The organism is Janthinobacterium sp. Bl 1 (assembly GCF_058215535.1).
In genome coordinates, this window is record NZ_CM177086.1 from 5,612,071 (window position 1) to 5,638,581 (window position 26,511).

The 26,511-nt window shown below is 64.5% G+C and carries 26 protein-coding genes; 12 read left to right on the forward strand and 14 right to left on the reverse strand.

The genetic code is table 11. The annotated features are described in order from the left end of the window. The first annotated feature begins 20 nt into the window (after nucleotides 1-20). Nucleotides 21-740: an MgtC/SapB family protein gene (locus tag AC4BCN_RS25300; protein ID WP_205412515.1), complete on the forward strand. Its 720-nt coding sequence runs from the start codon at nucleotides 21-23 to the stop codon at nucleotides 738-740. Further along, the gene (locus AC4BCN_RS25305; protein ID WP_034746892.1) at nucleotides 740-1,048 is read left to right on the forward strand and encodes a hypothetical protein; all 309 of its coding nucleotides are present in this window, start codon (nucleotides 740-742) and stop codon (nucleotides 1,046-1,048) included. The genes AC4BCN_RS25300 and AC4BCN_RS25305 overlap by 1 nt, the downstream gene beginning before the upstream one ends. Here AC4BCN_RS25305 and AC4BCN_RS25310 read toward each other — a convergent pair. Both AC4BCN_RS25310 and AC4BCN_RS25315 read right to left on the reverse strand, forming a co-directional pair. Further along, nucleotides 1,040-2,437: a HAMP domain-containing sensor histidine kinase gene (locus AC4BCN_RS25310; protein ID WP_490492033.1), complete on the reverse strand. Its 1,398-nt coding sequence runs from the start codon at nucleotides 2,435-2,437 to the stop codon at nucleotides 1,040-1,042. The genes AC4BCN_RS25305 and AC4BCN_RS25310 overlap by 9 nt on opposite strands. Then, nucleotides 2,430-3,110, reverse strand: a complete 681-nt coding sequence (locus AC4BCN_RS25315) for a response regulator transcription factor (RefSeq protein ID WP_490492034.1) — start codon at nucleotides 3,108-3,110, stop codon at nucleotides 2,430-2,432. Before AC4BCN_RS25315 ends, AC4BCN_RS25310 begins: the two co-directional genes overlap by 8 nt. A gap of 234 nt (nucleotides 3,111-3,344) precedes the next feature. On the opposite strand from AC4BCN_RS25315, the gene AC4BCN_RS25320 reads away from it, so the two are divergent. From AC4BCN_RS25320 to AC4BCN_RS25330, 3 genes are read left to right on the forward strand one after another with little or no spacing between them, the layout of a single operon-like run. Next, the gene (locus tag AC4BCN_RS25320; protein WP_490492035.1) at nucleotides 3,345-4,469 is read left to right on the forward strand and encodes an efflux RND transporter periplasmic adaptor subunit; all 1,125 of its coding nucleotides are present in this window, start codon (nucleotides 3,345-3,347) and stop codon (nucleotides 4,467-4,469) included. Next, entirely contained in the window at nucleotides 4,462-7,566 is a 3,105-nt protein-coding gene (locus tag AC4BCN_RS25325; RefSeq protein WP_490492036.1) for an efflux RND transporter permease subunit, read from the forward strand. Before AC4BCN_RS25320 ends, AC4BCN_RS25325 begins: the two co-directional genes overlap by 8 nt. Then, nucleotides 7,553-8,830: a TolC family protein gene (locus tag AC4BCN_RS25330; protein ID WP_490492037.1), complete on the forward strand. Its 1,278-nt coding sequence runs from the start codon at nucleotides 7,553-7,555 to the stop codon at nucleotides 8,828-8,830. Before AC4BCN_RS25325 ends, AC4BCN_RS25330 begins: the two co-directional genes overlap by 14 nt. 69 nt (nucleotides 8,831-8,899) lie before the next feature. On the opposite strand, the gene AC4BCN_RS25335 is transcribed toward AC4BCN_RS25330, so the two are convergent. From AC4BCN_RS25335 to AC4BCN_RS25360, 6 genes are all read right to left on the reverse strand, one after another. Continuing rightward, entirely contained in the window at nucleotides 8,900-9,097 is a 198-nt protein-coding gene (locus tag AC4BCN_RS25335) for a hypothetical protein (protein ID WP_490492038.1), read from the reverse strand. Between the two features lie 80 nt (nucleotides 9,098-9,177). Beyond that, a complete protein-coding gene (gene xerD / locus AC4BCN_RS25340; protein WP_225242529.1) occupies nucleotides 9,178-10,095 on the reverse strand; it encodes a site-specific tyrosine recombinase XerD in 918 nt (305 codons plus the stop codon). Between the two features lie 8 nt (nucleotides 10,096-10,103). Further along, nucleotides 10,104-10,604, reverse strand: coding sequence for a methylated-DNA--[protein]-cysteine S-methyltransferase (locus AC4BCN_RS25345; RefSeq protein WP_490492039.1), 501 nt, complete (start codon nucleotides 10,602-10,604; stop codon nucleotides 10,104-10,106). A gap of 425 nt (nucleotides 10,605-11,029) precedes the next feature. Next, a complete protein-coding gene (locus tag AC4BCN_RS25350; protein ID WP_490492040.1) occupies nucleotides 11,030-12,310 on the reverse strand; it encodes a TRAP transporter large permease in 1,281 nt (426 codons plus the stop codon). After that, nucleotides 12,307-12,879 (reverse strand): TRAP transporter small permease, encoded by a 573-nt coding sequence (locus AC4BCN_RS25355; RefSeq protein WP_099409695.1) that lies wholly within the window; start codon nucleotides 12,877-12,879, stop codon nucleotides 12,307-12,309. Before AC4BCN_RS25355 ends, AC4BCN_RS25350 begins: the two co-directional genes overlap by 4 nt. A gap of 116 nt (nucleotides 12,880-12,995) precedes the next feature. After that, nucleotides 12,996-13,988 (reverse strand): TRAP transporter substrate-binding protein, encoded by a 993-nt coding sequence (locus AC4BCN_RS25360; RefSeq protein WP_442908193.1) that lies wholly within the window; start codon nucleotides 13,986-13,988, stop codon nucleotides 12,996-12,998. Nucleotides 13,989-14,123: 135 nt separating this feature from the next. Here AC4BCN_RS25360 and AC4BCN_RS25365 point away from each other — a divergent pair, with 135 nt between their 5' ends. Beyond that, nucleotides 14,124-16,136, forward strand: coding sequence for a sensor histidine kinase (locus AC4BCN_RS25365; protein WP_072455110.1), 2,013 nt, complete (start codon nucleotides 14,124-14,126; stop codon nucleotides 16,134-16,136). Between the two features lie 39 nt (nucleotides 16,137-16,175). Continuing rightward, on the forward strand, nucleotides 16,176-16,760 hold the full coding sequence (locus AC4BCN_RS25370) for a response regulator transcription factor (RefSeq protein ID WP_490492041.1): 585 nt from the start codon (nucleotides 16,176-16,178) through the stop codon (nucleotides 16,758-16,760). Between the two features lie 168 nt (nucleotides 16,761-16,928). On the opposite strand, the gene AC4BCN_RS25375 is transcribed toward AC4BCN_RS25370, so the two are convergent. From AC4BCN_RS25375 to AC4BCN_RS25385, 3 genes are all read right to left on the reverse strand, one after another. After that, nucleotides 16,929-17,435, reverse strand: a complete 507-nt coding sequence (locus AC4BCN_RS25375) for a carboxypeptidase-like regulatory domain-containing protein (protein ID WP_319990757.1) — start codon at nucleotides 17,433-17,435, stop codon at nucleotides 16,929-16,931. Between the two features lie 157 nt (nucleotides 17,436-17,592). Beyond that, nucleotides 17,593-18,420, reverse strand: coding sequence for a siderophore-interacting protein (locus AC4BCN_RS25380; protein ID WP_051990799.1), 828 nt, complete (start codon nucleotides 18,418-18,420; stop codon nucleotides 17,593-17,595). Between the two features lie 22 nt (nucleotides 18,421-18,442). Further along, nucleotides 18,443-18,991 (reverse strand): PadR family transcriptional regulator, encoded by a 549-nt coding sequence (locus AC4BCN_RS25385; RefSeq protein ID WP_034746852.1) that lies wholly within the window; start codon nucleotides 18,989-18,991, stop codon nucleotides 18,443-18,445. A gap of 218 nt (nucleotides 18,992-19,209) precedes the next feature. On the opposite strand from AC4BCN_RS25385, the gene AC4BCN_RS25390 reads away from it, so the two are divergent. Continuing rightward, a complete protein-coding gene (locus tag AC4BCN_RS25390) occupies nucleotides 19,210-19,587 on the forward strand; it encodes a DUF3052 family protein (protein ID WP_319990756.1) in 378 nt (125 codons plus the stop codon). A 7-nt stretch (nucleotides 19,588-19,594) separates the two neighbouring features. Here AC4BCN_RS25390 and queG read toward each other — a convergent pair whose 3' ends face one another. Continuing rightward, a complete protein-coding gene (queG, locus tag AC4BCN_RS25395) occupies nucleotides 19,595-20,686 on the reverse strand; it encodes a tRNA epoxyqueuosine(34) reductase QueG (protein WP_070301251.1) in 1,092 nt (363 codons plus the stop codon). 78 nt (nucleotides 20,687-20,764) lie between these two features. On the opposite strand from queG, the gene tsaE reads away from it, so the two are divergent. The 3 genes from tsaE to AC4BCN_RS25410 are packed head-to-tail and all read left to right on the forward strand — an operon-like array spanning nucleotide 20,765 to nucleotide 23,465. Further along, a complete protein-coding gene (tsaE, locus tag AC4BCN_RS25400) occupies nucleotides 20,765-21,253 on the forward strand; it encodes a tRNA (adenosine(37)-N6)-threonylcarbamoyltransferase complex ATPase subunit type 1 TsaE (protein WP_034746843.1) in 489 nt (162 codons plus the stop codon). Beyond that, a complete protein-coding gene (locus AC4BCN_RS25405; protein ID WP_034746839.1) occupies nucleotides 21,217-22,614 on the forward strand; it encodes an N-acetylmuramoyl-L-alanine amidase in 1,398 nt (465 codons plus the stop codon). The genes tsaE and AC4BCN_RS25405 overlap by 37 nt, the downstream gene beginning before the upstream one ends. A 14-nt stretch (nucleotides 22,615-22,628) precedes the next feature. Continuing rightward, nucleotides 22,629-23,465, forward strand: a complete 837-nt coding sequence (locus AC4BCN_RS25410; protein WP_319990755.1) for a D-hexose-6-phosphate mutarotase — start codon at nucleotides 22,629-22,631, stop codon at nucleotides 23,463-23,465. Here AC4BCN_RS25410 and AC4BCN_RS25415 read toward each other — a convergent pair. Beyond that, nucleotides 23,462-24,493 (reverse strand): carbonic anhydrase, encoded by a 1,032-nt coding sequence (locus AC4BCN_RS25415; RefSeq protein ID WP_034746833.1) that lies wholly within the window; start codon nucleotides 24,491-24,493, stop codon nucleotides 23,462-23,464. The two genes, AC4BCN_RS25410 and AC4BCN_RS25415, sit on opposite strands and share 4 nt — an antisense overlap. A gap of 157 nt (nucleotides 24,494-24,650) precedes the next feature. Beyond that, a complete protein-coding gene (locus AC4BCN_RS25420; protein ID WP_034746831.1) occupies nucleotides 24,651-25,301 on the reverse strand; it encodes a VTT domain-containing protein in 651 nt (216 codons plus the stop codon). 248 nt (nucleotides 25,302-25,549) lie between these two features. On the opposite strand from AC4BCN_RS25420, the gene AC4BCN_RS25425 reads away from it, so the two are divergent. Then, nucleotides 25,550-26,491, forward strand: coding sequence for a peptidylprolyl isomerase (locus tag AC4BCN_RS25425; protein ID WP_338679681.1), 942 nt, complete (start codon nucleotides 25,550-25,552; stop codon nucleotides 26,489-26,491). Nucleotides 26,492-26,511 lie beyond the last annotated feature (20 nt).

A 26,511-nucleotide genomic window follows, 5' to 3' on the forward strand; every position in this document is an offset into this window, starting at 1 on the left:
CCCAGCCTGGAGAAATAATGGTGGTATTTGACTTTGCGCTGCGCGTTGCCGCGGCATTGACCCTGGGCGCCATGATCGGCGCCGAACGCCAGCTGCGCCAGCGCATGGCGGGCCTCCGCACGAACGCGCTGGTGTCCGTCGGCGCCTCGCTGTTCGTGATGGTTTCCGTGCTCGAAGGCGATGCCTCTGGCCACATGCGCATCGCCGCGCAGGTGGTGTCGGGCATCGGCTTTCTGGGCGCCGGCGTCATCATGCGCGAAGGCATGACGGTGCGTGGCTTGAACACGGCCGCCACCCTGTGGTGTTCGGCCGCCATCGGCATCCTGTGCGGCCTGGGGTTTGCGCTGGAAGCGGCGATCGGCACGGGCTTCGTGCTGATCGCCAACCTCGTGCTGCGCCACCTGGCGCAGCGCATCAACGCGCACGGCAGCGAAGCGGGCATCGAGACGGAAAGCATCTACCGCGTGACGGCCGTATGCGAGGCGGAGCAGGAAGTCCAGGTGCGCAAGCTGATGCTGCGCTTGATCAGCGGCATGCCGGCGCTGATGCTGCAGTCCTTGCACAGCGAGGACGCCGCGCACGCGGGACGCATCGAAGTGCGGGCCGACTTGCTCACGCCCTTGTCCAGCCTGGGATTGCTGGAGCAGATCGTCAGCCAGGTGAGCCTGGAAGGCAGCGTTTCGGCCGTGCGCTGGGCGCTGGTCAACAACGCGGAATTTGTCGCAGAACGGGGTGTGTGATGAAAAAATTCTTACATTGGTTTGCCCGGCGCAGTCCCGTCGTGGCCACCTACCGCCTGACCGTCACCTGCCCTGCGGCGCAAGCCGACCATGTCGTGCGCCTGCTGCTGGCCGAACTGAAAGGCGCGGGCCTGGCGCCGTCGCAAATGCTGCGCAGCTGGGACGAAGCCAGACAGGTGGTGCAGCTGATCGCCACGGTGCTGTGCCAGGCCGTGCAGCGCGCCGTGCTGGTGCGCTTCGTCAACCGCGCGGGCGCCTGGCCGCAAGTGCGGCAAGTGCGCTGGGAAGGCGTCGCGCCCTCAATCTGACGCTGGCAGGCGCATGAGGAACAGCGCGCCGCCTTGCGGGCGGTTCTGCGCCTCGATACTGCCGCCGTACGCGTGCACGATCGCTTGCGACAGGGCCAGGCCCAGGCCGAAACCGGGCGCCTCGCCCGCGCGCGCCTGGGCGCCACGGTAAAAGCGCTCGAACAGATGCGGCAAGTCTTCCACGCCGATGCCCGGGCCCGCGTCCGCCACGCCGACGAGCGCATGCGCGCCATCGCGCGCCACGTGCACGGCGATGACGCTGTCGGGCGGAGAAAACTTCACGGCGTTATCGAGCAGGTTGGCCAGCACCAGATCCACCGGGCCGGCCGCCACCCGCGCCTGCACGGGCACACTGTCATCGAAGACGATGCGGATGCCGCGCTGCGCCGCCGCCTTTTCCAGGCGCTGCGCGGCCGCCCGCACGAGGGGATTGAGCGCGATGGTTTCCACGGCATTGCGTTCCTGGCCCACGTCCAGGCGCGTGAGCATCAACAACTCTTCCACCAGGGTCGTCAGGCGCTGCACTTCATCGAGGCAGGACGCCAGCGCATCGACATACTCGGGCGCTTCGCGCGGGCGGCGCAAGGTGATTTCGATTTCCGTGCGCAGGCGCGACAGGGGTGAACGCAATTCGTGCGAGGCGTCGGCCGTGAAGCGGCGCTGCGCATCGTAGCCGTGCTCCAGGCGGTCCAGCATGGCGTTCAGGGTGTCGACCAGGCGGCCGATCTCGTCTTGCGTGCCGGGATGGGGCAGGCGCTGGTGCAGGCTGGCTTCGCCGATCGAATGGGCCTGGTCCACCACGTCATCGATGGCGCCCAGCACGCGGCGCGTGAGCATTTCGCCGGCCAGTCCCACGGCCGCCAGCAAGGCCAGCGCCATGGCGCCAAACAGCACGGTGGCCGCGGCCAGCACGCGGTTGGTGTCGTCGAGCGAGCCAGCCACCTGCACCGCCAGGCCCGCGCCGGACGAGGGCACGGGGATCGACACCATGCGCAGCGGCTCTTCGCCGAACTTGGGCAAGGTCTCGAAGACGGTCTCGCCGGCCGCCAGGCGCGTGAGCAGGGCGGCCGGCGCCGGCAGCTGCGCCGCTTCCAGATTGCGGCTGCGCGCCAGCACGCGGCCTTCGACATCGATGATCTGCACCAGGCGGTCGAGCCGTGTCAACGACGGCGGCGCCAGCCCCGGCGCCACCTCATGCACTTGCACGGGCTGGCGCGGCGCGGCCGGCAGCATGGCCATTTCCGTCTCGCCCAGCGCCAGCAGGGCCGCATCGAGCTGGCCGTGCACGGCGCGCGACAGGCCCCAGTAGCCGGCCAGCGCCGTGCAGGCGACGATGGCGAGGATGACGGCCAGGTGCACCAGCAACAGGCGTTTGCGAAAGCTAGCCACCGTTGTTTTCCGCCAGACGGAAACCGCGTCCGCGCACCGTGTGGATCAAGGGCGGCAAACCCGGCGCATCCACTTTTCCCCGCAAATTGCGCACGTGGACGTCGATCAGATTATCGATGCCGATCAGGTCCGCCTGCCATATCTGCTCGGCCAGGCGCGCGCGGCTGACCACCTCGCCCGCCTGGCGCAGCAGGATCAACAGAATCGCGTATTCCTTGGGTGTCAGCACCAGAGACGCGCCGGCCCGCGTGGCCTGATGGCTGACGGGATCGAGCGTCAAATCGGCCAGCGCCAGCACCAGCGGGCGGCTGATGTCGGAGCGGCGCAGCAAGGCGCGGATGCGCGCCAGCAGCTCCTCGAATTCGAACGGTTTGGTCAGGTAATCGTCGGCGCCCGTATTCAGGCCCGCCACCCGGTCAGCCGTGGCGTCGCGCGCCGTGAGCATCAGCACGGGCGTCTGGATGCCGCGCGCGCGCAAGTCGCGGCAAAAATCGAGGCCCTGCTTGCCCGGCAACATCCAGTCCAGCACGATCGCATCGTAGTCGACGGCGTAGCTTTCATCCTCGCCCTCTTCCGCGCTGTGCGCCACGTCGACGATAAAACCTTCTTCCTGCAAGCCGCGGGCCAGCAGGCGCGCCGCCTTGCGGTCGTCTTCCACCAGGAGGATTCTCATGCCTGCCTTTCGCGTCGCGCCTTGTTTTCCATGCTGGCATTTTACCGCGCCGCACCGCGCACGCACCGAACCTGAAGAATGATTCAGGCATTCTTGGGCGCTTCTTCAGGAGCACATTGCTATGCTTTCCCGGCGCTGTAGTGACACTGCCTGCGCTGCTTGCTCCCCTCTACCGCCCGCCTGGGCACGGCATCCACGCATGCCCCATCACCATCAATAACAAGGAAACACGGGATGAACACGACCACCCGCAACGCCCTGGGCGCCAGCTGCGCCCTCGCTCTCGCCTGTTCGGCCCTGGCCGGCTGCGCCAGGCCGACGCCGGCAGCCACGCCGCCCGCCCAATCGATGCACCTGGACGACGGCAGCATCGCCGTCGACAAGATGTCGCCGCTGCGCCAGCGCCTGCAGATCGCCGCCGTGCAGGAACAGGACATCGCCACGCAGACGCAGGCGCCCGGCAGCATCGAAGCGATGCCGGAAAAACTGGTGAAAATCACGCCGCCGCTGGCAGGGCGGATCACGCGCTTGCAGCGCGCGCTGGGCGACAGCGTGAAGGCGGGCGACCCGCTGTTCACGCTCGATTCGGCGGAACTGAGCGCCGCCTACGCGGACGACAGCAAGGCCAAGTCCATCCTGCTGCAGGCGCGCCAGGAACTCGAGCGCCAGAAGACCCTGTTCGACGCGGAAATCGCCGCGCGCAAGGAGTACGAAGCGGCCCAGGCAGCCTACGACCAGGCCGGCAGCGACGCGCAGGCCAGCGCCGACAAGCTGGCCCAGTACGGCGCCGGCGCGCGCGGCACCCGCCGCGATTACGTGCTGCGATCGCCCATCGCCGGCACCGTGATCGCCATGGAAGGCGCCCAGGGCGGCTACTGGAACGATATCAACGCACCCGTCATGACGGTGGCAGACCTCTCCACCGTGTGGCTGTCGGCGAATGTGGCCGAGCGGGACCTGGCGCAGGTGGCCGTGGGCCAAGCGGCCAGCATCTCTGTCGACGCCTGGCCCGGCAAGGCTTTCGAGGGCAAGGTCGCCTATGTCGGCGCCGTGCTCGATCCCGAGACGCGCACGGTGAAGGTGCGCGTGGCCATCGACAACCGCGCCGGCGCCTTCAAGCCGGGCATGTTCGCCCACGCGGGATTCGCCGGCGCCAGCCGCCGCACCCTCCTCGTGCCGGCCGCCGCCGTGCTGCAAAGCGGACCATCGACGCGCGTGATGGTGGAACGCAGCCCGCTGGTATTCACGCCGCGCACGGTGCAGGTGGGCGCCAGCCATGGCGAGCAGGTGGAAATCGTCTCGGGCTTGACGCGCGGGGAACGCATCGTCGTCAAGGAAGGAGTGCTGCTCAATGATTGACCGTTTCATCGCCACCTGCTGCCAGCGGCGCGGCATCGTCTGGCTCGTGCTGCTGTTCGTCGCCGCCTACGGCGTCTACTGCTGGAAGCAGCTGCCCATCGAAGCCTATCCCGACATCGCCGACGTCACCTCGCAAATCGTCACGCAGGTGCCGGGCCTGGGCGCCGAGGAAATCGAGCAGCAGATCACGATTCCCCTCGAACGCGCGCTGCTGGGCACACCGGGCATGCACGTGCTGCGCACGCGCAGCCTGTTCGCGCTGTCCTTGATCACCGTGGTGTTCGAAGATGGCAGCGACGGCTACTTCACGCGCGAACGGCTGCAGGAGCGCCTGGCCAGCGTGAACCTGCCCTACGACGCCAAGCCGGGCCTCGATCCCTATACCTCGCCCACGGGCGAAATCTACCGCTACACGCTGGAATCGACAACACGGTCTTTACGCGAACTGTCCGAGCTGCAGTTCTGGACCGTGATCCCGCGCCTGCAGCAGGTGCGTGGCGTGGCGGACGTCAGCAATTTCGGCGGCCTGACGACGCAGTTCATGCTGGAACTCGATCCGGCAAAGCTGGACAGCTACGGCTTCTCGCTGGCGCAGGTCAAGGACGCCATCAACGCCAACAACATCAGCGGCGGCGGCAGCGTGATCGACCGCGGCCAGCAATCGTACGTGGTGCGCGGCGTGGGCTTGCTGCATACGCTGGACGACATGGGCAACGTCGTCGTCAGCAGCAAGGATGGCGTGCCCGTGCTGGTGAAGGACCTGGGCAAGCTCGCTTACGGCAACGTGGAGCGGCGCGGCATCCTGGGCAAGGACGACAACCCCGACACCATCGAAGGCATCACCCTGCTGCTCAAGGATTTCAATCCGTCCGAAGCGCTGGCCGGCATCCATGCGGCCGTGGACGACTTGAACGCCAACGTGCTGCCGAAGGACGTCAAGATCGTGCCCTACCTGGACCGCAGCTCGCTGATCGACGCCACCCTGCACACGGTGGGATTTACCCTGGGCGAAGGCATGCTGCTCGTCGCCCTCGTGCTGCTGCTGTACCTGGGCAGCCCGCGCGCGGCCGCCATCGTCGCGCTGACGATCCCGCTGGCCCTGCTGATCGCCTTCATCTTCATGCACCATTTTAAGATTCCCGCCAATTTGCTGTCCTTGGGCGCGATCGACTTCGGCATCCTTGTCGACGGTTCCGTGGTGGTGCTGGAGAACATGCTGCGCCGCCGCGAACGGGATCAGGAACGGCCCCTCACCCTGCAGGACGCCATCGACGCGACCCTGCAGGTGGCGCGCCCCATCATGTTCGGCATGGCCGTCATCATCGCCGCCTACCTGCCACTGTTCGCTTTCCAGCGCATCGAATACAAGCTGTTCTCACCGATGGCGTATGCGGTGGGCGCAGCGCTCGTGGGTGCGCTCGTGGTGGCGCTGGTGCTGATCCCCGGCCTGGCCTGGCTGGCCTTGCGCAAGCCGCGCCGCACCTTCCACAACCGCGCGCTGGACACGCTGGCGGGCGCGTATGGCCGCTTCCTCGAGCGCATGGTGGGTAGCAAGCGCTGGGTGGCGATGGTGTGCGCAGGATCGCTCGCAGCGCTTGCCATCCTGGGCGGCAGCATCGGGCGCGACTTTTTACCGTACCTCGATGAGGGTTCCTTGTGGCTGCAGGTGCAGATGCCGCCCGGGATCACCCTGGACAAGGCGTCCGAAATGGCCAGCGAACTGCGGCGCGCCGCGCTGGAATTCCCGGAAGTGTCGACCATCGTCACGCAGACGGGACGCAACGACGACGGCACCGATTACTGGACGCCGTCGCACATCGAAGCGAGCGTGGGGCTGCATCCGTACAAAAGCTGGAAGTCCGGCATGAGCAAGCAGCAGCTGATCGCGAAAATGAATGCACGCTTCGCCCGCATGCCTGGCGTTACGGTGGCCTTCATGCAGCCGATGATCGATGGCGTGCAGGATAAATTGTCGGGCGCGCACAGCGACCTGACGGTGAAAATCTTCGGCAACGATCTCGATGAAGTGCGCGCCATCGCCGGCAAGGTGGCCAATGCCCTGAAGACTGTCCACGGCGCCTCCGACGTGGCCGTGGACGTGGAGCCGCCCTTGCCCAACCTGAAGGTGGAACTGGACCGCGCCAAGGCGGCGCGCTACGGCATCAATGCGGCCGACGTGGCCGACCTGATTTCCACCGGCATCGGCGGCGCACCCATCGGCCAGGTCTACGTGGGAGAAAAAAGCTATGACATCGCCGTGCGCTTTCCGCCCGCCACGCGTTCCAGCCCCGACGCCATCGCCAGCCTGAAGCTCGCGGCAGCCAACGGCGCGAAGATCCCGCTGGCGCAGGTGGCCACCATCAACACCACCTCGGGCGAGAGCGTGATCGTGCGCGAAATGGGGCGGCGCCACATCATCGTGCGCCTCAATGCCCGTGGGCGCGACCTGGCCGGCTTCCTGGCCGAGGCGCGTCCGCTGGTGGCGCAAGCCGTGGCAGGCGAGCACCAGCGCATCAGCGTGGAATGGGGCGGCCAGTTCGAAAACCTGCAGCGCGCGCAAAGCCGTTTGGCCCTGATCCTGCCGATGACCCTGGGCGCCATGTTCTTGCTGCTGTTTGGCCAGTTCCGCAACCTGCGCCAGCCCGCGCTGGTCTTGCTGGCCGTGCCGCTGGCCATGCTGGGCGGCCTGGCCGCGCTGCACCTGCGCGGCATGACCTTGAATGTGTCGAGCGCCGTCGGCTTCATCGCCCTGTTCGGCGTGGCCGTCCTGAATGCCGTCCTGATGCTGGCGCAAATCAACCGCTTGCGCACCGACGAGGGCAAGAGCTTGCGCGACGCCGTGCTCGAAGGCGCGCGCGACCGCATGCGTCCCGTGCTGATGACAGCCACCGTGGCCGCCCTGGGCCTGACGCCGGCCATGCTGGCGACGGGTCTGGGCAGCGACGTGCAGCGCCCGCTGGCCACCGTCGTCGTGGGCGGCCTGGTGACGGCGACGGCACTGACCTTGTTGCTGTTGCCGGCCCTGTATTACCTGATCGAGGCGTACCTGCAAAAACGCCAGACGCATACCGAAGGAGAACCCCATGACGCGTTTTAATGTACTGCTGGCGGCCTGGCTGATCGCGCCCTTCGCCAGCGCCGCCCCGTTGAGCTTTGAGGCCTATTTGTCCGCTGTCGAAAGCCACAGCCTGGAACTGCAGGCGCAGCAGGAAGGCATCGTCTCGGCCAAAGCCGGCATCGGCATCGCCGGCCTGCGTCCCGATCCCGAGTTCACTCTGGGCGCCACGCGCGAAACCGTGCGCAGCGCCGAGCACCGTCCCGTCACGTGGAACCCGGCCATCAGCATGGCCATCGAGACGGGCGGCAAGCGCGCCGCGCGCTTGAAGGCCGCGCACAGCAATGTCGCGCTGGCCGAGGAAACGGTGGCCGGCTTCAAGAGCGATCTGTATGGCACGGCCGCCGCCGCGTTCACGGAAGCGTGCCGCACGCGCGACGTCCTCGCGCGCAAGGAGCAGACCATGGCGGCCCTGTCGAAAGTGGTCGAGGCGAACGCCGTGCGGCGCAAGGCGGGCGACGTGGGCGGCATCGAACTGCTGCAGTCGCGCGTGGAACGCGACCAGTTCCAGGCCGAGCTGGCGCAGGCCCGCAGCGAGGCGGACAGCGCCATGTTGAATTTGTCGCCGCCCCTGGGCCGCCAGTTCGACGCGCTGTTTCCGGACGCGCAGCTGGCCTGCGACTTCGCCGCATTTGAGGACAAGGATGCCAGGGTGCTGCTGCCGCAAGCGCTCGGCGCCCGCAGCGACGTGCGCATCGCCCGCGCCACCGTCGACAATCTGCGTGATGGCGCGGCGCTCGTGCGCGCCAACCGCGCCGTCGATCCGACCGTCACCGTGGGCCTGGCCGCCGCGCGCGGCTACCATGACGGCATCGATGGCAGCGGTAATCCCGTCGAAGGCGCGGCCCGCTCGCGCGCCCTGTCCATCTCGCTGGCCATTCCCATCCCCCTGTCGCGGCGCGACACGGGCGACATCGTGCAGGCGGAATCAAGTGTCACGCAGGCGATGCTGGCCTTGCGCCAGGCGGAACTGACAGCGGAAACGCAGGTGCGCACGGCGCAGCGGCAATTGCGTGCGGCGCGGGACAGGCTGGCGCGCTACCGCGACGGCGTGCTGATCGATGCGCAAAAGGTGGTCGATGGCATGCGCCTGTCCTACTTCAGTGGCAATGCTTCGCTGCTGGAATGGCTGGCGGCGCAGCGTTCGGCCGATGAGGCCTACCAGGGCTATGTGCAGGCGCGCGCCGATGCGGCCATCGCCAGCACGCAGCTGCAACTGGCGATCGGCCAGCGGCCGAGCTTGTAGCGGGGAGAAAGTAGAACGAGGAGTTACCGGCGCGGCGATGGTGCCGCACCGGTCGTCAAGCACGGGGAATTACTGGGGCTGGGCGGGCGCGTCGGTAGCGTCGTCCGCATCGTCCGCTTCGGACTCTTCACCCTCGGCACCCTCTTCGCCTTCGGCCGGCTTCGGATTGTTCTTCGCTTCCAGCTTGCGCCTGGCTTTTTCCTCGGCTTTCTTCTTCTTTTCCAGCTCTTTTTGCCGTTTTTCGTATTGGAAATTTGTCTTGGCCATTTACTACCTCTTTAGTTTTTAGATGTTACAGATAAGCATATAAGGCACATTATGACGTAGTTGGAGCAAACACCAAATGTTTAGCCGCGTGGATGATGCTGCGCATGCAGCAGTTTCAGCCGTTCGCGGGCCACATGCGTGTAAATCTGCGTGGTGGAAATATCGGAGTGCCCCAGTAACAATTGCACAACACGCAAGTCCGCGCCATGGTTGAGCAAATGGGTGGCGAACGCGTGGCGCAAGGTGTGCGGCGACAGCGGCGCCGTGATGCCGGCGCTCAGCGCATGCTTCTTGATGATGACCCAGAACATTTGCCGCGTCATGGCGCCCCCGCGCCGCGTGACGAACAGCGCATCGTCCATTTGCCCGTCGAGAATGATGCCGCGCGCCTCCTTCAGGTAGCGCTCGATCCACAGCCGCGCCTGTTCACCGAACGGCACCAGCCGCGTCTTGCTGCCCTTGCCCGTGATGCGCAGCACGCCATCGTTGAGGCTCAGTTCCACGGATTTCAAGTCCACCAGTTCCGACACGCGCAAGCCGCTCGCATACATGAGTTCGAGCATGGTGCGTTCGCGCAGGCCCAGCGGCGTGCTCACGTCGGGCGCCGCCAGCAGCGCTTCCACCTGCGCTTCGCTCAGGGTATGCACGAAGCGCGCGGGCTGCTTGGCCGAGACCATCTTCAGACACGGGTCGGCGGCGATATGCTTGTGCCGCAGGGCCAGCTGGTAAAACCGCTTGAGCACGGACAGGCGCCGGTTCGACGACGTGGCCTTGCTCTCGTCGTGGCGGGCCGCGAAATACGCCTCGATGTCGGCCGTGGAGACTTCGTACAGGCCCTCGCGCCCGGGCCGCGCCACTTCCAGCCAGCGCGCAAACAGCCGCATGTCGCGCCGGTAGGCGTCCAGCGAGTTTTTCGACAGGCCGTCTTCCAGCCACAGGCTGTCGCAGAATTCATCGATCAGGGTAGCGTTGTCGGGCGCCAGCAGGCTATTCATCATCGTGTAGACTACCCCATGCCCGCCACGCCTTCGTGCGCCAGCAGCCAGCGCTTGACGCCCAGGTGGAAACCCGTCGCATCGTCGTGATGGGCAAAGCCGCCCAGGCCGCCAGCGGCCGTGACCCGGTGGCAGGGGATCACCACGGGAAACCAGTTGGCGCCGCAGGCCTGGCCCACGGCGCGCGGTGCCGAGCCGATCAGGCGCGCCACGTCGCCATACGTGCGCACCTGGCCGCGCGCAATGCCGCTGATCGCCGTCCACACCCGTTGCTGATAGGTGCTACCCGAAGCGGCTAGCGGCAAGTCGAAGACATAATCGGGGTCGCGGAAATAGCGCGCCAGTTGCTGGCAGGCCCGCTCGGAGACGGCATCCTGCGCGTCTTTCTCGTCAAAGTGCGGCGGCAGATAGACCAGTTCGCATATCTGGCCATCCTGCGCGCGCACGCCCATGGCGCCGAATGGCGCGGCCACGATGGCGCTGAACAGTTCACTGCCCTGTTGTTTTTTCATCTGCTGATCATTATTCAAGTGTGGCATATATGCAACCTGCCGGCGCGGGAAGCGGCGCCACGGGAATTATGCACCGACTTTGGGCGTGCCGGCGGACGTTTCCTGCGCACGAAAAAAAAGCGCACCAGTCGGTGCGCTTCAAATATTGCTTCACGTTCCCGGTCATTTGGGTCCGCCGGTGCCGGCTTGTGGCCGCAGACAGCTATGACTCAACAACTTCTGTGAAACGTGTGTCTCCTCAATATATCCCCGGTATCAATACCGTTTTTATAGACCACTCCCCCACTAACCTTGTTGCCAATTCTGTATTTCAGCCTTGCTACCGGGGCGCATATGCATATACGTGTTTCCCCTTAAGGCTGCCCATCATAGCGCATTTATTCGGCCGTATCGACTTTTTTTGCACCATGACGGGGACAACTGTTTTAGTTGTAAATTAAATTTGGCAGCCACAGCGAGATTTGTGGTACGTAGGTGATCAGGCCCAGGAAGGCCAGCATCGTCAGCAGCCATGGCATCACGGCCACGGTCAGCTCCGAAATGCCCATCTTCGTGATGCCTGACCCCACGTACAGGTTCAAGCCCACGGGCGGATGGCACATGCCCACTTCCATGTTGACCACGATCAGGATGCCGAAGTGCACGGGATCGATGCCCAGCTTCATGGCGACGGGGAACAGGATAGGCGCCATGATCAGCACGATGGACGACGGTTCCATGACGTTACCAGCCAACAACAGCAGCACGTTGACCACCAGCAAGAAGCTGATCACGCCCAGGCCCTTGCCCGTAATCCACTCGGCCATCGCTTGCGGGATGTTTTCACTGGTCATCAGGAACGAGAACAGCACGGCATTCGTGATGATGTACAGCAGCATCGCCGACATGGCGGCCGAATCGAGCAAGACCTTGCCCACTTGCTTGATCTTCAAATCCTTGTAGACGAAGACGGCGATGATGAAGGCGTACACGGCAGCCATGGCGGCCGCTTCCGTCGGCGTGAAGGCGCCCGAATAGATGCCGCCCATGACGATGACGATCAGCAGCAAGCCCCAGGCGCTCTTCTTGAACGTGACGAAGCGCTCGCCCCAGCTGGCCTTTTTCATGCGCGGATAGTTGTGCTTGCGCGCCAAAAACCACGTCGTCAGGCCCAGCAGCATGGCCAGCATCATGCCGGGAATCACGCCGGCCATGAACAGCTTGCCCACCGAGGTATTCGTGCTGACGGAATACATCACCATCACGATCGACGGTGGAATCAAAATGCCCAACGCGCCCGAGGTGGTGATGACGCCGGCGCCGAAACCGCGCGGATAGCCCTGCTTGACCATGGCCGGCAGGATGATGGAGCCGATCGCCACGACGGTGGCGGGGCTGGAGCCGGAGACGGCCGCAAACAGCGCGCACGCCATCACCCCGGCCAGCGCCAGGCCGCCATGCCAGTGGCCGACCATGGAGCTGGCGAAGTTGATCATGCGCCGCGCCACCCCGCCATGCGTGAGGAAGTTGCCGGCCAAAATGAAGAAGGGGATGGCCATGATCTCGAATTTCTCGATGCCCGTGAAAATCTTCAGGGCCACCGATTCGATGGGCACGCTGGTCATGGTAAACAGGAACGTCAGTACCGTCAGGCCCAGCGAAATGGAAATCGGCATGCCGGTCAGCATCAGCGCCAGCAGCAACACAAAAATGATCAGCGCGTTCATGCCTTGGCTCCTTTTTCTTCAGCCGTCAGTTCATCTTCCAGCCCCTCGACGTGCGAGTGGTCGTGTTTCGGCAAGGCGCCCGTCTTGATGAAATGCACCATCACTTGCAGGAAGCGGAAGCACATCAGGTAGGAACCAAGCGGCACGGCCAGGTAGACCAGCCACATCGGCACTTCCATGTCGGCCGAAGTCTGGTCCGTGTGGCCAATCGACCACACGAAGCTGGCGCCCAGGGTCCCGACGATGCCCGTAAACAGGGCGCCGGCAGCCAGGCCGAAGACGATGAAGCGGTCGCGCCAGCGCGGGTTCATGCGGTTGATCAGCACATCGACGCCCACGTGGATGCCCGTGCGCACGCCATATGCGGCGCCGAACTTGGCCATCCAGACAAACATGTAGATACACAGTTCCTGGGCCCAGCTGGTATTGATTTGAATCAGGAAGTCTTGCAGGCCCGGTATCGGCAGGCCCGCCAGGTAGCGGTGCACGACCGCGACGAAGATGATGAAGGTGGCCGCGCCCATCAGGGTCGCGATCAGCCACTCTTCCAGGTGATCCAGAAATTTCATGGTGGACTTTCAAAGAATGCGGGTACGCTGGCACCCGCGCAGGACGCGCAGGTGCCGTTGCTGCAGAAAGACAGGGATGCCCCTGACAGCCTCGCCGGGTGGCGTGGCCAGCGCGATTACTTCGCGCTTTCCTTGTTGATCGCCGAGATCAGATCCTTGCCGATGCGCCCTTCCATGGCCTTCTGCACGGGCGCCAGCGCCTTGCGCCACTCGGCCTGTTCCTGCACCGTCAGGGTATAGATCTGCGTCTTGCCCGCTTTCTTGATGGCCTCGAGGGCCTGGTCGTTGTCGCGCTGGGCGATGGCTTTTTCAAACGTCGTCGCCTCGCGCATGGCTTTTTCCAGCTGGCCGCGGATATCGGGCGGCAAGCCATCCCAGAATTTCTTGTTGACGATGACGGCATAGCCCAGGTAGCCGTGGTTCGACACGGTCACGTGCTTTTGCACTTCATGCATCTTTTGCGTGTACATATTCGATGGCGGATTTTCCGTGCCGTCGACCACGCCCGTCTGCAGCGCCTGATACACTTCCGAGAAGGCCAGCACTTGCGGATTGGCGCCCAGCGCGCGCATCTGCGCGTCGAGTACCTTCGACGACTGGATGCGCATTTTCAGGCCCTTGAAGTCGGCCGGCATGTGCAGCGGCTTGTTGGCCGACATCACCTTGAAGCCGTTGTCCCAGTAAGCCAGGCCCGTGATACCCTTGGGTTCCAGTTTTTTCAGCAGGCTCTTGCCGATTTCGCCTTCGGTGACGTTGTACAGCGCCGTCTTGGTGGGGAAGATATAGGGCAGGTCGAACGCTTCGAATTCCTTCACGCCCAGCGGGCCGAACTTGGCCAGCGACGGCGCCAGCATCTGCACGGCGCCCAGCTGCAACGCTTCGAGTTCTTCCTTGTCCTTGTACAGCTGGCTGTTCGGGTACAGTTCGACCTTGACCTTGCCGTTCGTGGCTTTTTCGGCCAGCTGCTTGAAGCGCTCGGCGGCCTGGCCTTTCGGCGTGTCGGTGGCCACGACGTGGCTGAATTTGATGACGATGGGGGCTTGCGCGTAAGCGTGGACGCCGGCGGTGGCGCCAATGGCCGCGCACAGCGCGACGAACATGGTTTTCATCTGCATTTTTGTCTCCTGGATGGTTTTTGAAAAACTTTATTATTTGTCTACTTGAATATTGTGCCAAAGAAACTGCTTCGGCTATTGTGGTTAACCACAATAGCCGGTTCCCGATAAGCCGCTACCCTGCCAGCCATGCCGACTCCCCCCACCCTTGCGCGCCGCTTCAAGCTATCGAGCCCGATGCGCTGGCTGCTGCCCGTCATCCTGCTGCTGCTGTTCCTGTCCATCCTGTTCTGGCTGCCCTGGCAGGCGCGCCAGATGGAAAGCAACGAACGCCAGGAGCAGCTGATCGCCGACACCCTGTGGGTGGAGCAGACCATCCGCTTCCAGCTGGCGCGCAACGAGGAAAGCCTGTTCAACCTTGGCGTGGACATCGCCAGCGGCTCGCTGGGTGCGGAAAAAGTGCACGAACGGCTGCAGCAGATGTTGCGCAATGGCCGCGAATTGCAGCGCGTACTGTGGCTCGACACCAGCGGCAAGGTGCTGGCCACCAGCGACAACAGCCTGCCGCACGCGCTGTCGTTTTCGCCGGCCTCGCTGACGGCGGCCGACAATGCGCGCCGTTTGCACCGGGGCCAGTACGCCCAGCCTTCGCAGCAGACGGGCTTTCCCGACGCGCCGCCGGGCGCCATGCTGATGGATTACCACCAGCCCCTGTTCGATGGCCAGCGCTACGTGGGCAGCCTGGTCGCCACCTACCAGATCAGCAGCCTGCTCGATGAAATGGTGCCGTGGTGGTTTGCGCAGGATAACCAGATTTCGCTGATCGACCGCGACGACAAGGTGCTGGCGCGGCGCGCCGCCGCCGGCCCCGGCCACGGCGTGTACACGCACAAGCGCGCGCTCGACGTGCCCGGCGCCAGCATCACCCTGTTTACCGACAGCGTGAAAAGCCAGCCCAAGCTGCTGCCCAATCTGCTGGTCGGCTCCGTCATCGCCCTGTCGCTGGGTTTGCTGTGGAGCTTGCTTGCCCTGTGGCGGCATATTTCGCGCCGCCTGGTGGCCGAAGGCGCGCTGCGCCAGCAGATGCTGTTTCGCACGGCGATGGAAAACTCGCTGGTGACGGGCATGCGCGCGCGCGACCTGGAAGGCAGAGTCACGTACGTGAATCCCGCGTTTTGCCAGATCGTCGGTTATCCGCCCGAGGAAATCCTCGGGCGCCTGCCGCCCATGCCCTACTGGGTGCCGGAAGCGCTGGAGGAATACCAGCAGCGCTTCGTCAAGGCACTGGCCGGCAATCCCACGCCGCAGTTCGAAACCTATTTCCAGCGTCCGGACGGCACGCGCGTGCCCGTGCTGATCTTCGAGGCGCCCCTGGTGGACAAGAATGGCCAGCAGACGGGCTGGATGGGTTCCGTGCTCGACATCTCGGACCGCAAGCGGGTCGAAGAACTCAATCGCCAGCAGCAGGAAAAGCTGCAAACGAGCTCGCGCCTGGCCACCATGGGCGAGCTGGCGTCGATGCTGGCGCACGAATTGAACCAGCCGCTGGCGGCCATTTCCAGCTACACGACAGGCGCCCTGAATTTGATCCGCCGCGCCATCGACCATGACGCCCCCGTCGATCCGGGCACCTTGAAGCCGGCGCTGGAACAGGCCAGCGCGCAGGCGCAGCGGGCCGGCCAGATCATCCGCAGCGTGCACGATTTCGTGCGCAAGAGCGAGCCGCAGCGCCAGGATATCGCCATCCGCACCCTGATCGACGGCATCCGCGCGCTGATCGACCTGCAGGCGCGCAAATACTATGTCACCATCCAGGAAGAGCTGCCGCCGGACCTGCCGCTGCTGCGCGCCGATCCCGTGATGATCGAGCAAGTGCTGCTGAACCTGACGCGCAACGCCATCGAGGCCATGCAGGATGCGGCGCCGGGACGGCGTATCATGCGCCTGCGGGCCAGCCACGACGCGCAGCAGGGCATGGTGACGGTGGACGTGATCGACCATGGCCATGGCATTCCCCAGGACGTGGCCGAGCGGCTGTTTTCGCCGTTTTTCTCGACCAAGTCCGAAGGCATGGGCATGGGCCTGAACATCTGCCGCACCGCCATCGAATTTCACGGCGGCGCGCTGACCTTCGGCGCCAACCCCGCTGGCGGAACGATCTTTACCTTCAGCGTGCCGGCCGCGCCAAGCGCGCCGCACTAACGATTAACTAATAACGCATAACGACAAGCCGGAGACACCATGCTACACATCATCGACGACGAAGAGGTCGTACGCGACTCCCTGTCCTGGCTGGCCGCCTCGCGCAGCATCGAGGCGCGCAGCTACGCCAGCGCCCAGCAATTTCTCGATAGCCTCGATGGCAGCTTCGACACCGCCGGCGACTGCGTGCTGCTCGACGTGCGCATGCCCGACATGAACGGCATCGCCATGTTCGACCAGCTGGTCAAGCGCGACCTGACGGCGCGCCTGCCCGTGATCTTCCTCACCGGCCACGGCGACGTGCCGATGGCCGTCGACAGCCTGAAGCGGGGCGCCTTCGATTTCTTTGAAAAGCCGTTCAACGACAACGACCTGATGGACCGCGTGCAGCAAGGCCTGGCCAACTCGCGCCAGGCGGGCGAACTGGCCGCCGTGCACGCGCGCCTTGCCACCTTGTCGACACGCGAACGCGAAGTGCTGGACCTGATTTTGGCGGGCAAGATGAACAAGGTGGTGGCCGACAAGCTGGGCATCAGCATGCGCACCGTGGAAGTCCACCGCGCGCATATCTTCGACAAGATGCAGGTCAAGACGGCGGTGGAGCTGGCGGGGTTGTTGAAGTAATGACGCTGATGTTGGATTACGCGGCGCTCGCGCGCCGCTAATCCAACCTACGTTGCAATGCAGGTCGGCATAGGCGTAGGTCGGCTTAGCGCGCAGCGCGTAAGCCGACACCACCACTCAAGACGAAGGTAAAGCGGGCGCGGTTGTTGACGACAACGGAAACGGGGCTTACCGCGTCAGCATGACCGTCGAGACCTTGCCATCCGCCACCGTCACTTCGGAGGTCAGCGTGCCGCCCTGCTTGCTTTCGACGGGCGTGAAGGCGCCCGGATAGAACACCGACCACGTCACGTTGGTGGTGACGTAATAGGTGCCATCGGGGACTTCCGTGAATTCGAACCGGCCGTCGCTGTCGGCCATGGTCGTGCGGTCATAGTCGCGGATCTTCGGGCTGACGGTGCCGACCACCTGACGCTTGTACAGCGAGGCAGGCAGCATGGCCAGCTTGCGGGCATACTCCGTCTTCGGTCGCAAAGTGACCTTCTCGCCACCGGCCTTCTTGAATTCGCCGCCCTTGGTCTTCATGAAGGCCTGGCCCTTGACACCGCCAGTACCGTTTTTTTGCAAGGCGTCATATTCCGCCTGCTGGAATTCCGGCATGACAACGGGTGGACGCGGCGTCGAGCATCCCATCAGCACTGCGGCCAGCACGCTCAAAGACAGTAATTTCAACATTTTCCCCTTGAATATTATTTCTATAAAAAAATATTATATGCAATTGGAAAGTTAAAAACCAGGCAATCGTCTCATGCGCGAAGCGGGCCTCCGGCTGGCGCGGCACATCAGGCGTAGGTCGGCTTAGCGCCCCGCGCGTAAGCCGACACCACCACCATCACTCATCGTGATGTTCATGATGCTCGGCCGCCCCATGCTTCCAGTAACTGGCCACATGCAGATGCTGCTTCGGCACCCCGCCTTCAATAAAGTGCCCGCGCAAGCCCTGCACCTGCGCATGCTCGCACGCCACCCACACATAGCCGTCGCCTTCTGACGGCAGCGTGACCTGACGCAGCGCGTCCAGCAGCAGCGGCCCCTTGCGGCCATTGCGCGCGACCCAGCGCACCTCCAGCTGCGCCGCGCAATCGAGCGCGATCTGCTCGCCGTCTTCGACGATCTCGATCACGGCAATGGCCCGCGCCGTGGCCGGCAGCTGCTCCAGGCGGCGGGCGATGGCCGGCAAGGCCGTCTGGTCGCCCACCAGCACATACCAGTCGAAGTCGAGTGGCACCAGCATCGAGCCGCGCGGGCCGCCCACGCCCAGGGTCTGGCCCGGTGCGGCTTGCGCCGCCCAGCTGGCCGCTGGGCCATCGCCATGCAGCACGAAGTCGATTTCCAGCTCGCGCCGCGCGGCATCGTAGCGGCGTGGCGTGTAGTTGCGGGCGATGGGACGCGCGCCTTCCGCGTACTGGATGGGATTCGGGCCATTGCCCAGCACGGGGAACACGGGAGTAGTCTGCCCCGGGGCGGGGAAGAACAGTTTCACGTGGTCGTCGTGCGCCGGCGAGACAAAGCCATCGAGGTCGTCGCCCGCCAGCGTGATGCGGCGCATGTGCGGCGTGATCTGTTCGGTGCGCACGACGGTGAGCACGCGCAGTTTCAAGTCATGCCGCACGCGTTCGATGGCGTGCGGGCGTGGCGTTGCAGTTGATACAGTAGTCATTGGGTATCCTTGTAAAGTGGGCTCAGTGGCCGTCAACGATGGCGTTGGCCGCCTGTTCCAGCACGGCGGAGACGCGCTCGGCTTCCGCGTCGCTCCAATTGGTCTTGTTCAGCAGTAGCGCATGCTTCAAGGTGTGCATGGCCTGGTGCACGCGCTCGGGCAAGGCCTTGCGCGCCTGGACGCGGGCAAACATGTCGAGGCGGGCCAGGATGCCGTCGACCTGGGCGCGGTTCTCGTCGAGATATGCGCGGCCCAGGTCCGTGATCGTGTAGAGCTTCTTGCCGCTGGCGCTTTCGGACGACGTCACGTGGTCCTGCTCTTCCAGCAGGGTCAAGGTGGGATAGACGGCGCCCGGGCTGGGGGCGTACGCGCCGCCGCAACGCTCTTCGATGGCCTTGATGATTTCATAGCCGTGGCGGGGGCTGATTTCGATCAGCGCCAGCACGATCAGCGGCAAGTCGCCGCGGCCGAAGACGCGCTCGGCCCGCTCGCCGCGTCCACCGCGCCCGCCAGGACCACCGCCCATGCCGTCACCGCGCTCGTCGAAGCCGCGCGGGCCGCGGCCATGCATGGAGTATTCGTGGCGATGCTCGCCATGATGGTGGTGATGCTGGCCACAATGGCCGTGATGATGATGACCGCCGTGGCCGTGTTCTGTATGGTGTGAGTTTCTCATGTTTTCTCTTTAAAGATATATCGTTAGTAGGTATCGCTATTTTATAACGATATATCGATAAGTCAAGGAGAAATTTGTTATGCTCGTCTTTCCCCACTCCACACGCCGATGCCATGTCCGAAAAAACCTTTGCTGAAAAAATGTATGTGAAAAATGCCACGGCCCTGGCCGTGCTCAATGACGGCGGCGAGCATGAGGCATTGCTGGCGCAGTTGCCGGCCGAGCGGGTGGTACGGGAAGGTGAAAATGCGGACTGGATACTGCTGTTCGCGCGCAGCCGCGCGGAACTGGAGCAATTCCTGCCAGCGGCGCAGGCGCGCCTGGCGCCCGGTGGCGCACTGTGGGTGGCGTACCGCAAGGGTGGAATCAAAGCGGGCAGCGATATCCACCGCGACGATATCCGCGACTTTGCGCAAACCGTGGGGCTCGACAGCGTGGCGATGGTCGCCATCGACGCGGACTGGTCGGCGCTGCGCCTGAAGCAGGTGTAAGGACGGTCTAGGCGATGCCGTGCAGCGCCAGCGCCCATTCCACATGTTCGCGCACGATGGCCGACGGGTGCTCGCGGCGCGACAGCAGGGCCGCGACGATGTCGGCCTGGCCCTTGGCCTTGGCGGCCGCGTTGCCCATGCCGACGGCCAGGTTGCGCAGCCAGCGTTCGTGGCCGATGCGGCGGATCGCGCTGCCTTCCATGCGGCGGTTGAATTCCTCTTCCGTCCAGGCGAACAGCTCCACCATGCCGGCGCTGCCCAGGCTGTGGCGCTCGTCGAAGTCCGGCACGACGGCGCGCTGGGCGAACTTGTTCCACGGGCAAACGGTCTGGCAATCGTCGCAGCCGTACACCTTGTTGCCGATCAAGGGGCGCATTTCGACGGGAATGGCGCCTTTCAATTCGATGGTCAAGTAGGAGATGCAGCGGCGCGCGTCGAGCTGGTACGGCCCCAGGATGGCTTGTGTCGGGCACACCGTGATGCATGCCGAGCACTGGCCGCAGCGCGGCGTTTCCGGCGGGTCGACGGGCAGCGGCACGTCGATGAGGATCTCGCCGAGAAAAAAGAAGGAGCCGCCCTGGCGGTTGATGAGCAAGGTGTGCTTGCCGCGCCAGCCCAATCCCCCTTTTTGCGCCAGCTCGACTTCCATCACGGGCGCCGAATCGCTGAAGACGCGGTAGCCGAAGTCGCCGATCTCGCCCTTGATGCGGTCGGCCAGCTGCTGCAGGCGCGAACGCATCACCTTGTGATAATCGCGGCCGCGCGCGTACACGGAGATCACGGCCGCTTCAGGGTCGGCGTCGCGCGCCGCCTCGCGTTCGCGCCAGTCCGGTCCCAGCGCCGGCGGCAGATAATTCATGCGGGCGCTGATGGCGCGCACCGTGCCCGGCACCAGTTCGGCCGGGCGCGCGCGCTTCATGCCGTGGCTGGCCATGTAATCCATTTCGCCGTGATACCCTGCATCGAGCCAGGCTTGCAAGGGCGCTTCCATGTGCGACAGGTCGACGTCGGCGATGCGCACCTCGGCAAAACCCAGCTCGCGCCCCCATTCCTTGATGGTGCGCGCCAGGACGGCGAGATCGGTGACGGTGGCGGACATAAGGGACTTTACGGAAAACGGCAGGCGCGCGGGCGGTTACAATGACAGCAGCCTCCATTTTATGCGATACCGAAGATAATGACCGAACACTTCAAAGCCCACCTCCACGACGAAGCCGGCACCGCCGCGCTGGGCGCCGCGCTGGCGCGCGCGCTGGCGCCGGGCCTGGCGATCTACCTGCACGGCGACCTCGGTGCCGGCAAGACGGCCCTCACGCGCGCCCTGCTGCACGCGGCCGGCCATGCGGGCCACGTGAAAAGCCCCACCTACACCTTGTCCGAACCGTACACGGTGCAGCTCGATGGCCAGCGCGTCAACGTCATCCACTTCGACCTGTACCGCATGGGCAGCGCCGAGGAATTCCTCGATGCAGGCTTTCGCGAAGACTTCGACGGCCGCAATATCTGCATCGTCGAATGGCCGGAGAAAGCCGAACCGGTACTGCCGCCGGCCGACCTGAATATTTATTTGAACGTTGCGGGTACAGGACGTGATGTAGAATTGCAAGCGTCTTCTGAATTGGGTCTGTCATGCCTTCACCGTCTCAAATTCGCCCCGAACCTTTGATCTCCTCGCCCATCACCCGGCGCACGGTCCTCAAGGCCGGCGGCACCCTGCTGTTGTCCGTGTTCGCGCCCATGTCGGCGATGGCGGCGCAAATTCTCGCCGTGCGCGTCTGGCCGGCCGAGGACTACACGCGTGTCACCCTGGAAAACGACAGCATCCTCAAGGCGACCCACTTCATCGTCAAGGATCCGGAACGGCTGGTGGTCGACATCGAGGGGCTGGAACTCAATCCCACCTTGAAGGGCCTGGTGGCGAAGATCCAGTCGAACGACCCGTACATCAAGCAGGTGCGCGTGGGCCAGAACCGGCCCAACGTCGTGCGCCTGGTGTTCGACCTGAAAGAGGAAGTCACGCCGCAGCTGTTTACCCTGCCGCCGGCCGGCTCCTATAACCACCGCTTGATCTTCGACCTGTATCCCGTGCGCGAACCGGACCTGATCGCGCAGATGATCGAAAAGGGCGACTGGTCGAGCGACCCGGCCAAGCCACCGATGGCCGACACGCACACACCGCCGCCCGCGCTGCCTCTGCCCGAGAGCGGCAAGCCGCCCGTGGCCGCCGTCACACCGGCAACACCGATCGTGCCGCCCGTGCCCGACGTACGTCCGGAACAGCGCCCCGAAGCGCGCCCCCAGCCTGGCCAGAAAGTGATGCGCATGATTACCATCGCGCTCGATCCCGGCCACGGCGGCGAAGACCCGGGCGCCATGGGCAGCCGGGGCAGCCGCGAAAAAGACGTGGTGCTGGCCATCGCCAAGCGCCTCAAGACCAAGCTGGAACTGCAGCCGAACATGCGCGTCATGCTCACACGCGACGCCGACTTCTTCGTCCCGCTGGGCATGCGCGTGGAAAAAGCGCGCAAGGTGCAGGCCGACCTGTTCGTCTCCATCCACGCCGACGCCTTCATCCAGCCGACGGCGCGCGGCTCGTCCGTGTTCGTGCTGTCCGAAAAGGGCGCCACCTCGACGGCCGCGCGCTGGCTGGCCAACAAGGAAAACCAGGCCGACCTGATCGGCGGCGTGAACGTGAAGAACCACGACAAGCAGCTGGCCAGCGTGCTGCTCGACCTGTCGACGACGGCGCAGATCAATGACAGCATGAAGCTGGGCAAGGCCGTGCTGCGCGAAATCGGCGGCATCAACCGCCTGCACAAGGGCTCCGTCGAGCAGGCCGGCTTCGCCGTGCTGAAAGCGCCCGACATCCCTTCCATCCTGATCGAGACGGCTTTTATTTCGAATCCGGAAGAAGAAGCCAAGCTGACCGACAACGGCTACCAGGACCAGATGGCCGACGCCATCGTCACGGGCATCAAGAATTATTTTGCGAAGAATCCGCCGCTGGCGAAAAGCCGCCTGACCTGACATGAAAGCCTAGCATGAGCGAGAGTATCTTTGGCGAGCTGCCGGCCGTGACCATCCGCGCGGCCGATGGTGCGCAGGCGACCGTCACCCTGTACGGCGGCCACCTGGTCTCGTGGCAGACCAGCGATGGCCAGGAGCGCCTGTTCTGCAGCCGCGATTCGGCCCTCGACGGCAGCCGCGCCATCCGCGGTGGCGTACCCGTGATCTTTCCCCAGTTCGGCGCGCGCGGTACGGGCATGCGCCACGGCTTTGCGCGCGTGGCAACGTGGCAGCTGGAATCGAGCGGCGACAGCGATGGCGCCGCATGGGCGCAGTTTATCCTGACCCAGGCCGACTTGCCCGAAGCGATCGCCGCCAGCTGGCCCTGCGCCTTCACCTTGTGCCTGCGCGTGGCCGTCAAGGCGCAGGCGCTGGAACTGGACCTGTCCGTGCACAACACGGGCGAGCAGGCGTTTCCGTTTTCGGCCGCCCTGCATACGTATTTTTCGATTGATGATTTGAGCGAAGCGCGCATCAAAGGCTTGCAGCGCGTGCGCTATTCGGACGAGACGCCGCAAGATGCCCTGCAGGCGGAAGAAGTGCTGCAATTTTCGGACAAGCTGGACCGCATCTACTACCAGCTGCCGGGCGCCTTGAGCCTGCAGTCTGGCCGCCACACCCTGCGCCTGGAGCAGCAGGGCTTTACGGACGCCGTCGTGTGGAACCCGGGCGCGCAAGACGCGGCCGCCCTGCCCGACCTGGCCGACGACGAGCAGCCGCGCTTCATCTGCATCGAGCCGGCCCTGATCCAGCCCGATACGCTGGCCGCCGGCGCCGAATGGACCGGGCGCCAGCGCCTCGCATTCGTTTAATTCGATTCCTTGATGATGCGGCCATTGGTCGGCTGAACCGGGCGCGCATTCAAGGGATACAGGCGGCTGAACAGCGCCATCTGCGCCGGCGACGCCTGCACCGGTTGCTTCATTACCATCCACAGCACGCCTTCGCTGCAAGGCGGCTCCGTCATCGATCCCATGTACGTGTAGTAGTCGCGCCGCGCCGGCAGCATTTCGGCCGGGTCGAGCAGGATGGTCGGCTGCATGGTCTCGAATTTTTCCAGCGGCAGGTTGTTCCACACGGTCTGGATGGTCGCTTGCGGCGCACCGCGTTCGAGCAGCAGCGCCAGCACGGCTTGCCGGCCTTCCGCGTCGCGGTGCACCAGGTGTACCACCATCTCGAAGGCCTTGCCATTGATACGCTCTTCGGACGGGCGGTGGAAATGGAATTGCTGCAGCTCGAACATGCGGTTCTGCACCGTGATGTAATTGCCGCCGCTCACGCCCACCTGCACCGTGTGGCCATTGTCGACCACGTTGAACGACGACGGGCGGTAGTCAAAGCTGATCTGCTCGAGCTCCACCTTCATGCCGTCGCGGATATCGATCGGCGACTGGCGGCTGCCATTGCCGCACTTGCCCCAGTCGACATTGATCTTGCTCCAGTTGGCCGGACCGCTGTCGCCCTCGTACGACCAGTGCGTGCCGCGCGGCACGGGTGGCGGTGGCGGCGGCGCGGCCTTCACCACGGCGGCGCGCTTGGCGCGGGCGGCGGCGCGGGCAGCTTGGGTGGCGCGCATTTCCGCCAGGCGCGCGGCGATGCGTTCGGACAGATCGACTTCGGCCGCTTCCTCCTTTTCGCGCGCCGTGGGCGCGACGACGACAGGCGCCTTGGCCTCCTTGCCCTTCACCGACTCGGTCAGGGTTTTCATGGCGGCCGCGCGCGCCGACGCCGACATGGGCGCGGATGCGGTGGCGCTCGCCGGGGCGGGGGCATCTTTGGCGCTTGCCATGGCCGTCATCACGGCAAGGCTGCAAGCTAACAGGGCGCTCAAATGTCGCATGGAAATCCAGAAAGTGAGAATACCTTCTGGTTTACGGCTGTAAAGCAACAAAACTTGAATCAGGGCAGGAGCAAAACAGAAGTACCGAAGAGAAAACGGGATCCAGGGCCAGCTGTGGACGGCGCCGCAGCATGCTTGCCCTGGATCTTTGCAGCAATTACGCCGACTTGCCGACCATGCGCTTGTAGAGTTTCCACATGCCGCCCAGTACCACCGGCACGACGGCGGCGCCGACACCGATCAGCACGATCAAGGTCAGATGGTCGCGGATCCACGGGATATTGCCGAAGAAGTAGCCCGCCGTGACCAGACCGACCACCCACAACAGGGCGCCCGTGATGTTGTACATCTGGAAGCGCACATGCGTCATGTCGGAAATGCCGGCCACGAACGGGGCGAAGGTACGCACCACCGGCACGAAACGGGCCAGGATGATGGTCTTGCCACCGTGCTTTTCAAAGAATTCATGCGTGCGGCGCATGGCGTCCTTGTTGATCCAGCGGTAATCGTGGGTAAACACCCTCTGCCCGATGGCCTCGCCTATCCAGTAATTGAGCGTATTGCCCGTGATGGCCGCCGTGACGAGCAGGAAGATCAGCAAGCCCAGGTGCATCTGTCCCGTCGCGCAAAACGCGCCGGCGATAAACAACAAGGTATCTCCAGGGAAGAAAAACAGCACCACGAGGCCTGTCTCGCAAAAAATAATGGCGAACAGCACCGCATACACGAGGGTGCCGTACTGCTCGATCAAGATACCCAACGTCTTGTCGACATGCACGATCATGTCGAGGAATTGCACAAAATCCATATATTTTTCCCTAAAGGTAGCGGCGGAATCATACACCACCCGGCCCGCGCAACGGCAGTCCCCGGGCCGATATTTCTGGATTAATTATGCGGCGCCCTTGCGCGTGTGGCAATTTAAGTAAAGGTTAAGGAAACACCATATCGGCAGGCAACTCTCAGGATTACGGTATGCAATGTTTTTACGACGAAATATTGCCATTCCGGTATACACTTTCTGCACGGCGCAACCCGCGCCGACCAGGAGAAAACATGTATCGACACCCACTGAGCGGCCTGACCATGGCCACCGTACTGGGCCTTGCACAGCTGGCTGCCCACGCGGCGCCCGTCCAGATCAAGGCGCCCGCCGAACTGCCCGCCAAGGCGACCTTGGCCGACGTGATCAAGGCCTCGAAGTCGTCCGACTGGCGTCCACTGGACCCGGACAACACCCTGTACCTGGACATTCCCGCCGGCCGCGTGGTGATCGAACTGGCACCGGACTTCGCGCCCAAGCACGTGGCCAATATCAAGGCCCTGGTGGCGGAACAGTATTACGACGGCCTGGCGATCACGCGCGCGCAGGACAACTGGGTGGCGCAGTGGGGCGATCCGAACGAGAAGAATCCCAAGCCGATCCAGCATGCGCAGCGCACCCTGCCCGGCGAATTCACGGTACCGCTGAAAAATATCAAGAGCTTCACGCGCCTGCCGGACGTCGACGGCTATGCGCCGCAAGTGGGCCATTCGAACGGTTTCCCGTCCGCGCGCGATCCGAAAACGGGCACGGCCTGGCTCACGCATTGCTATGCCACCGTGGGCGTGGGCCGCGACAGCGCCAGCGACAGCGGCGGCGGCACGGAACTGTACGCCGTCATCGGCCAGTCGCCGCGCCACCTGGACCGCGACATCACCGTCGTCGGCAGGGTCGTCTCCGGCATGCCATTGCTGTCCACCCTGCCGCGCGGCACGGGGCCCATGGGCTTTTATGACAGCCCCGAGAAAAACGTGCCGATCAAGGCCATCCGCCTGGCCGCCAGCGTGCCGCCCGAGCAGCGCAGCAAGCTGGAAGTGATGCGCACCGACAGCGCCGCCTACCAGGCCGTGCTGGAAGCCCAGCGCCACCGCGGCGGCCCGTGGAGCAAGGTCACGGCCGGCCACGTCGACGTGTGCAATGCGCCGATACCGGTGCGGGAGGTGGGGAATAAATAGGGACTAAGGCTGGGGTCAGA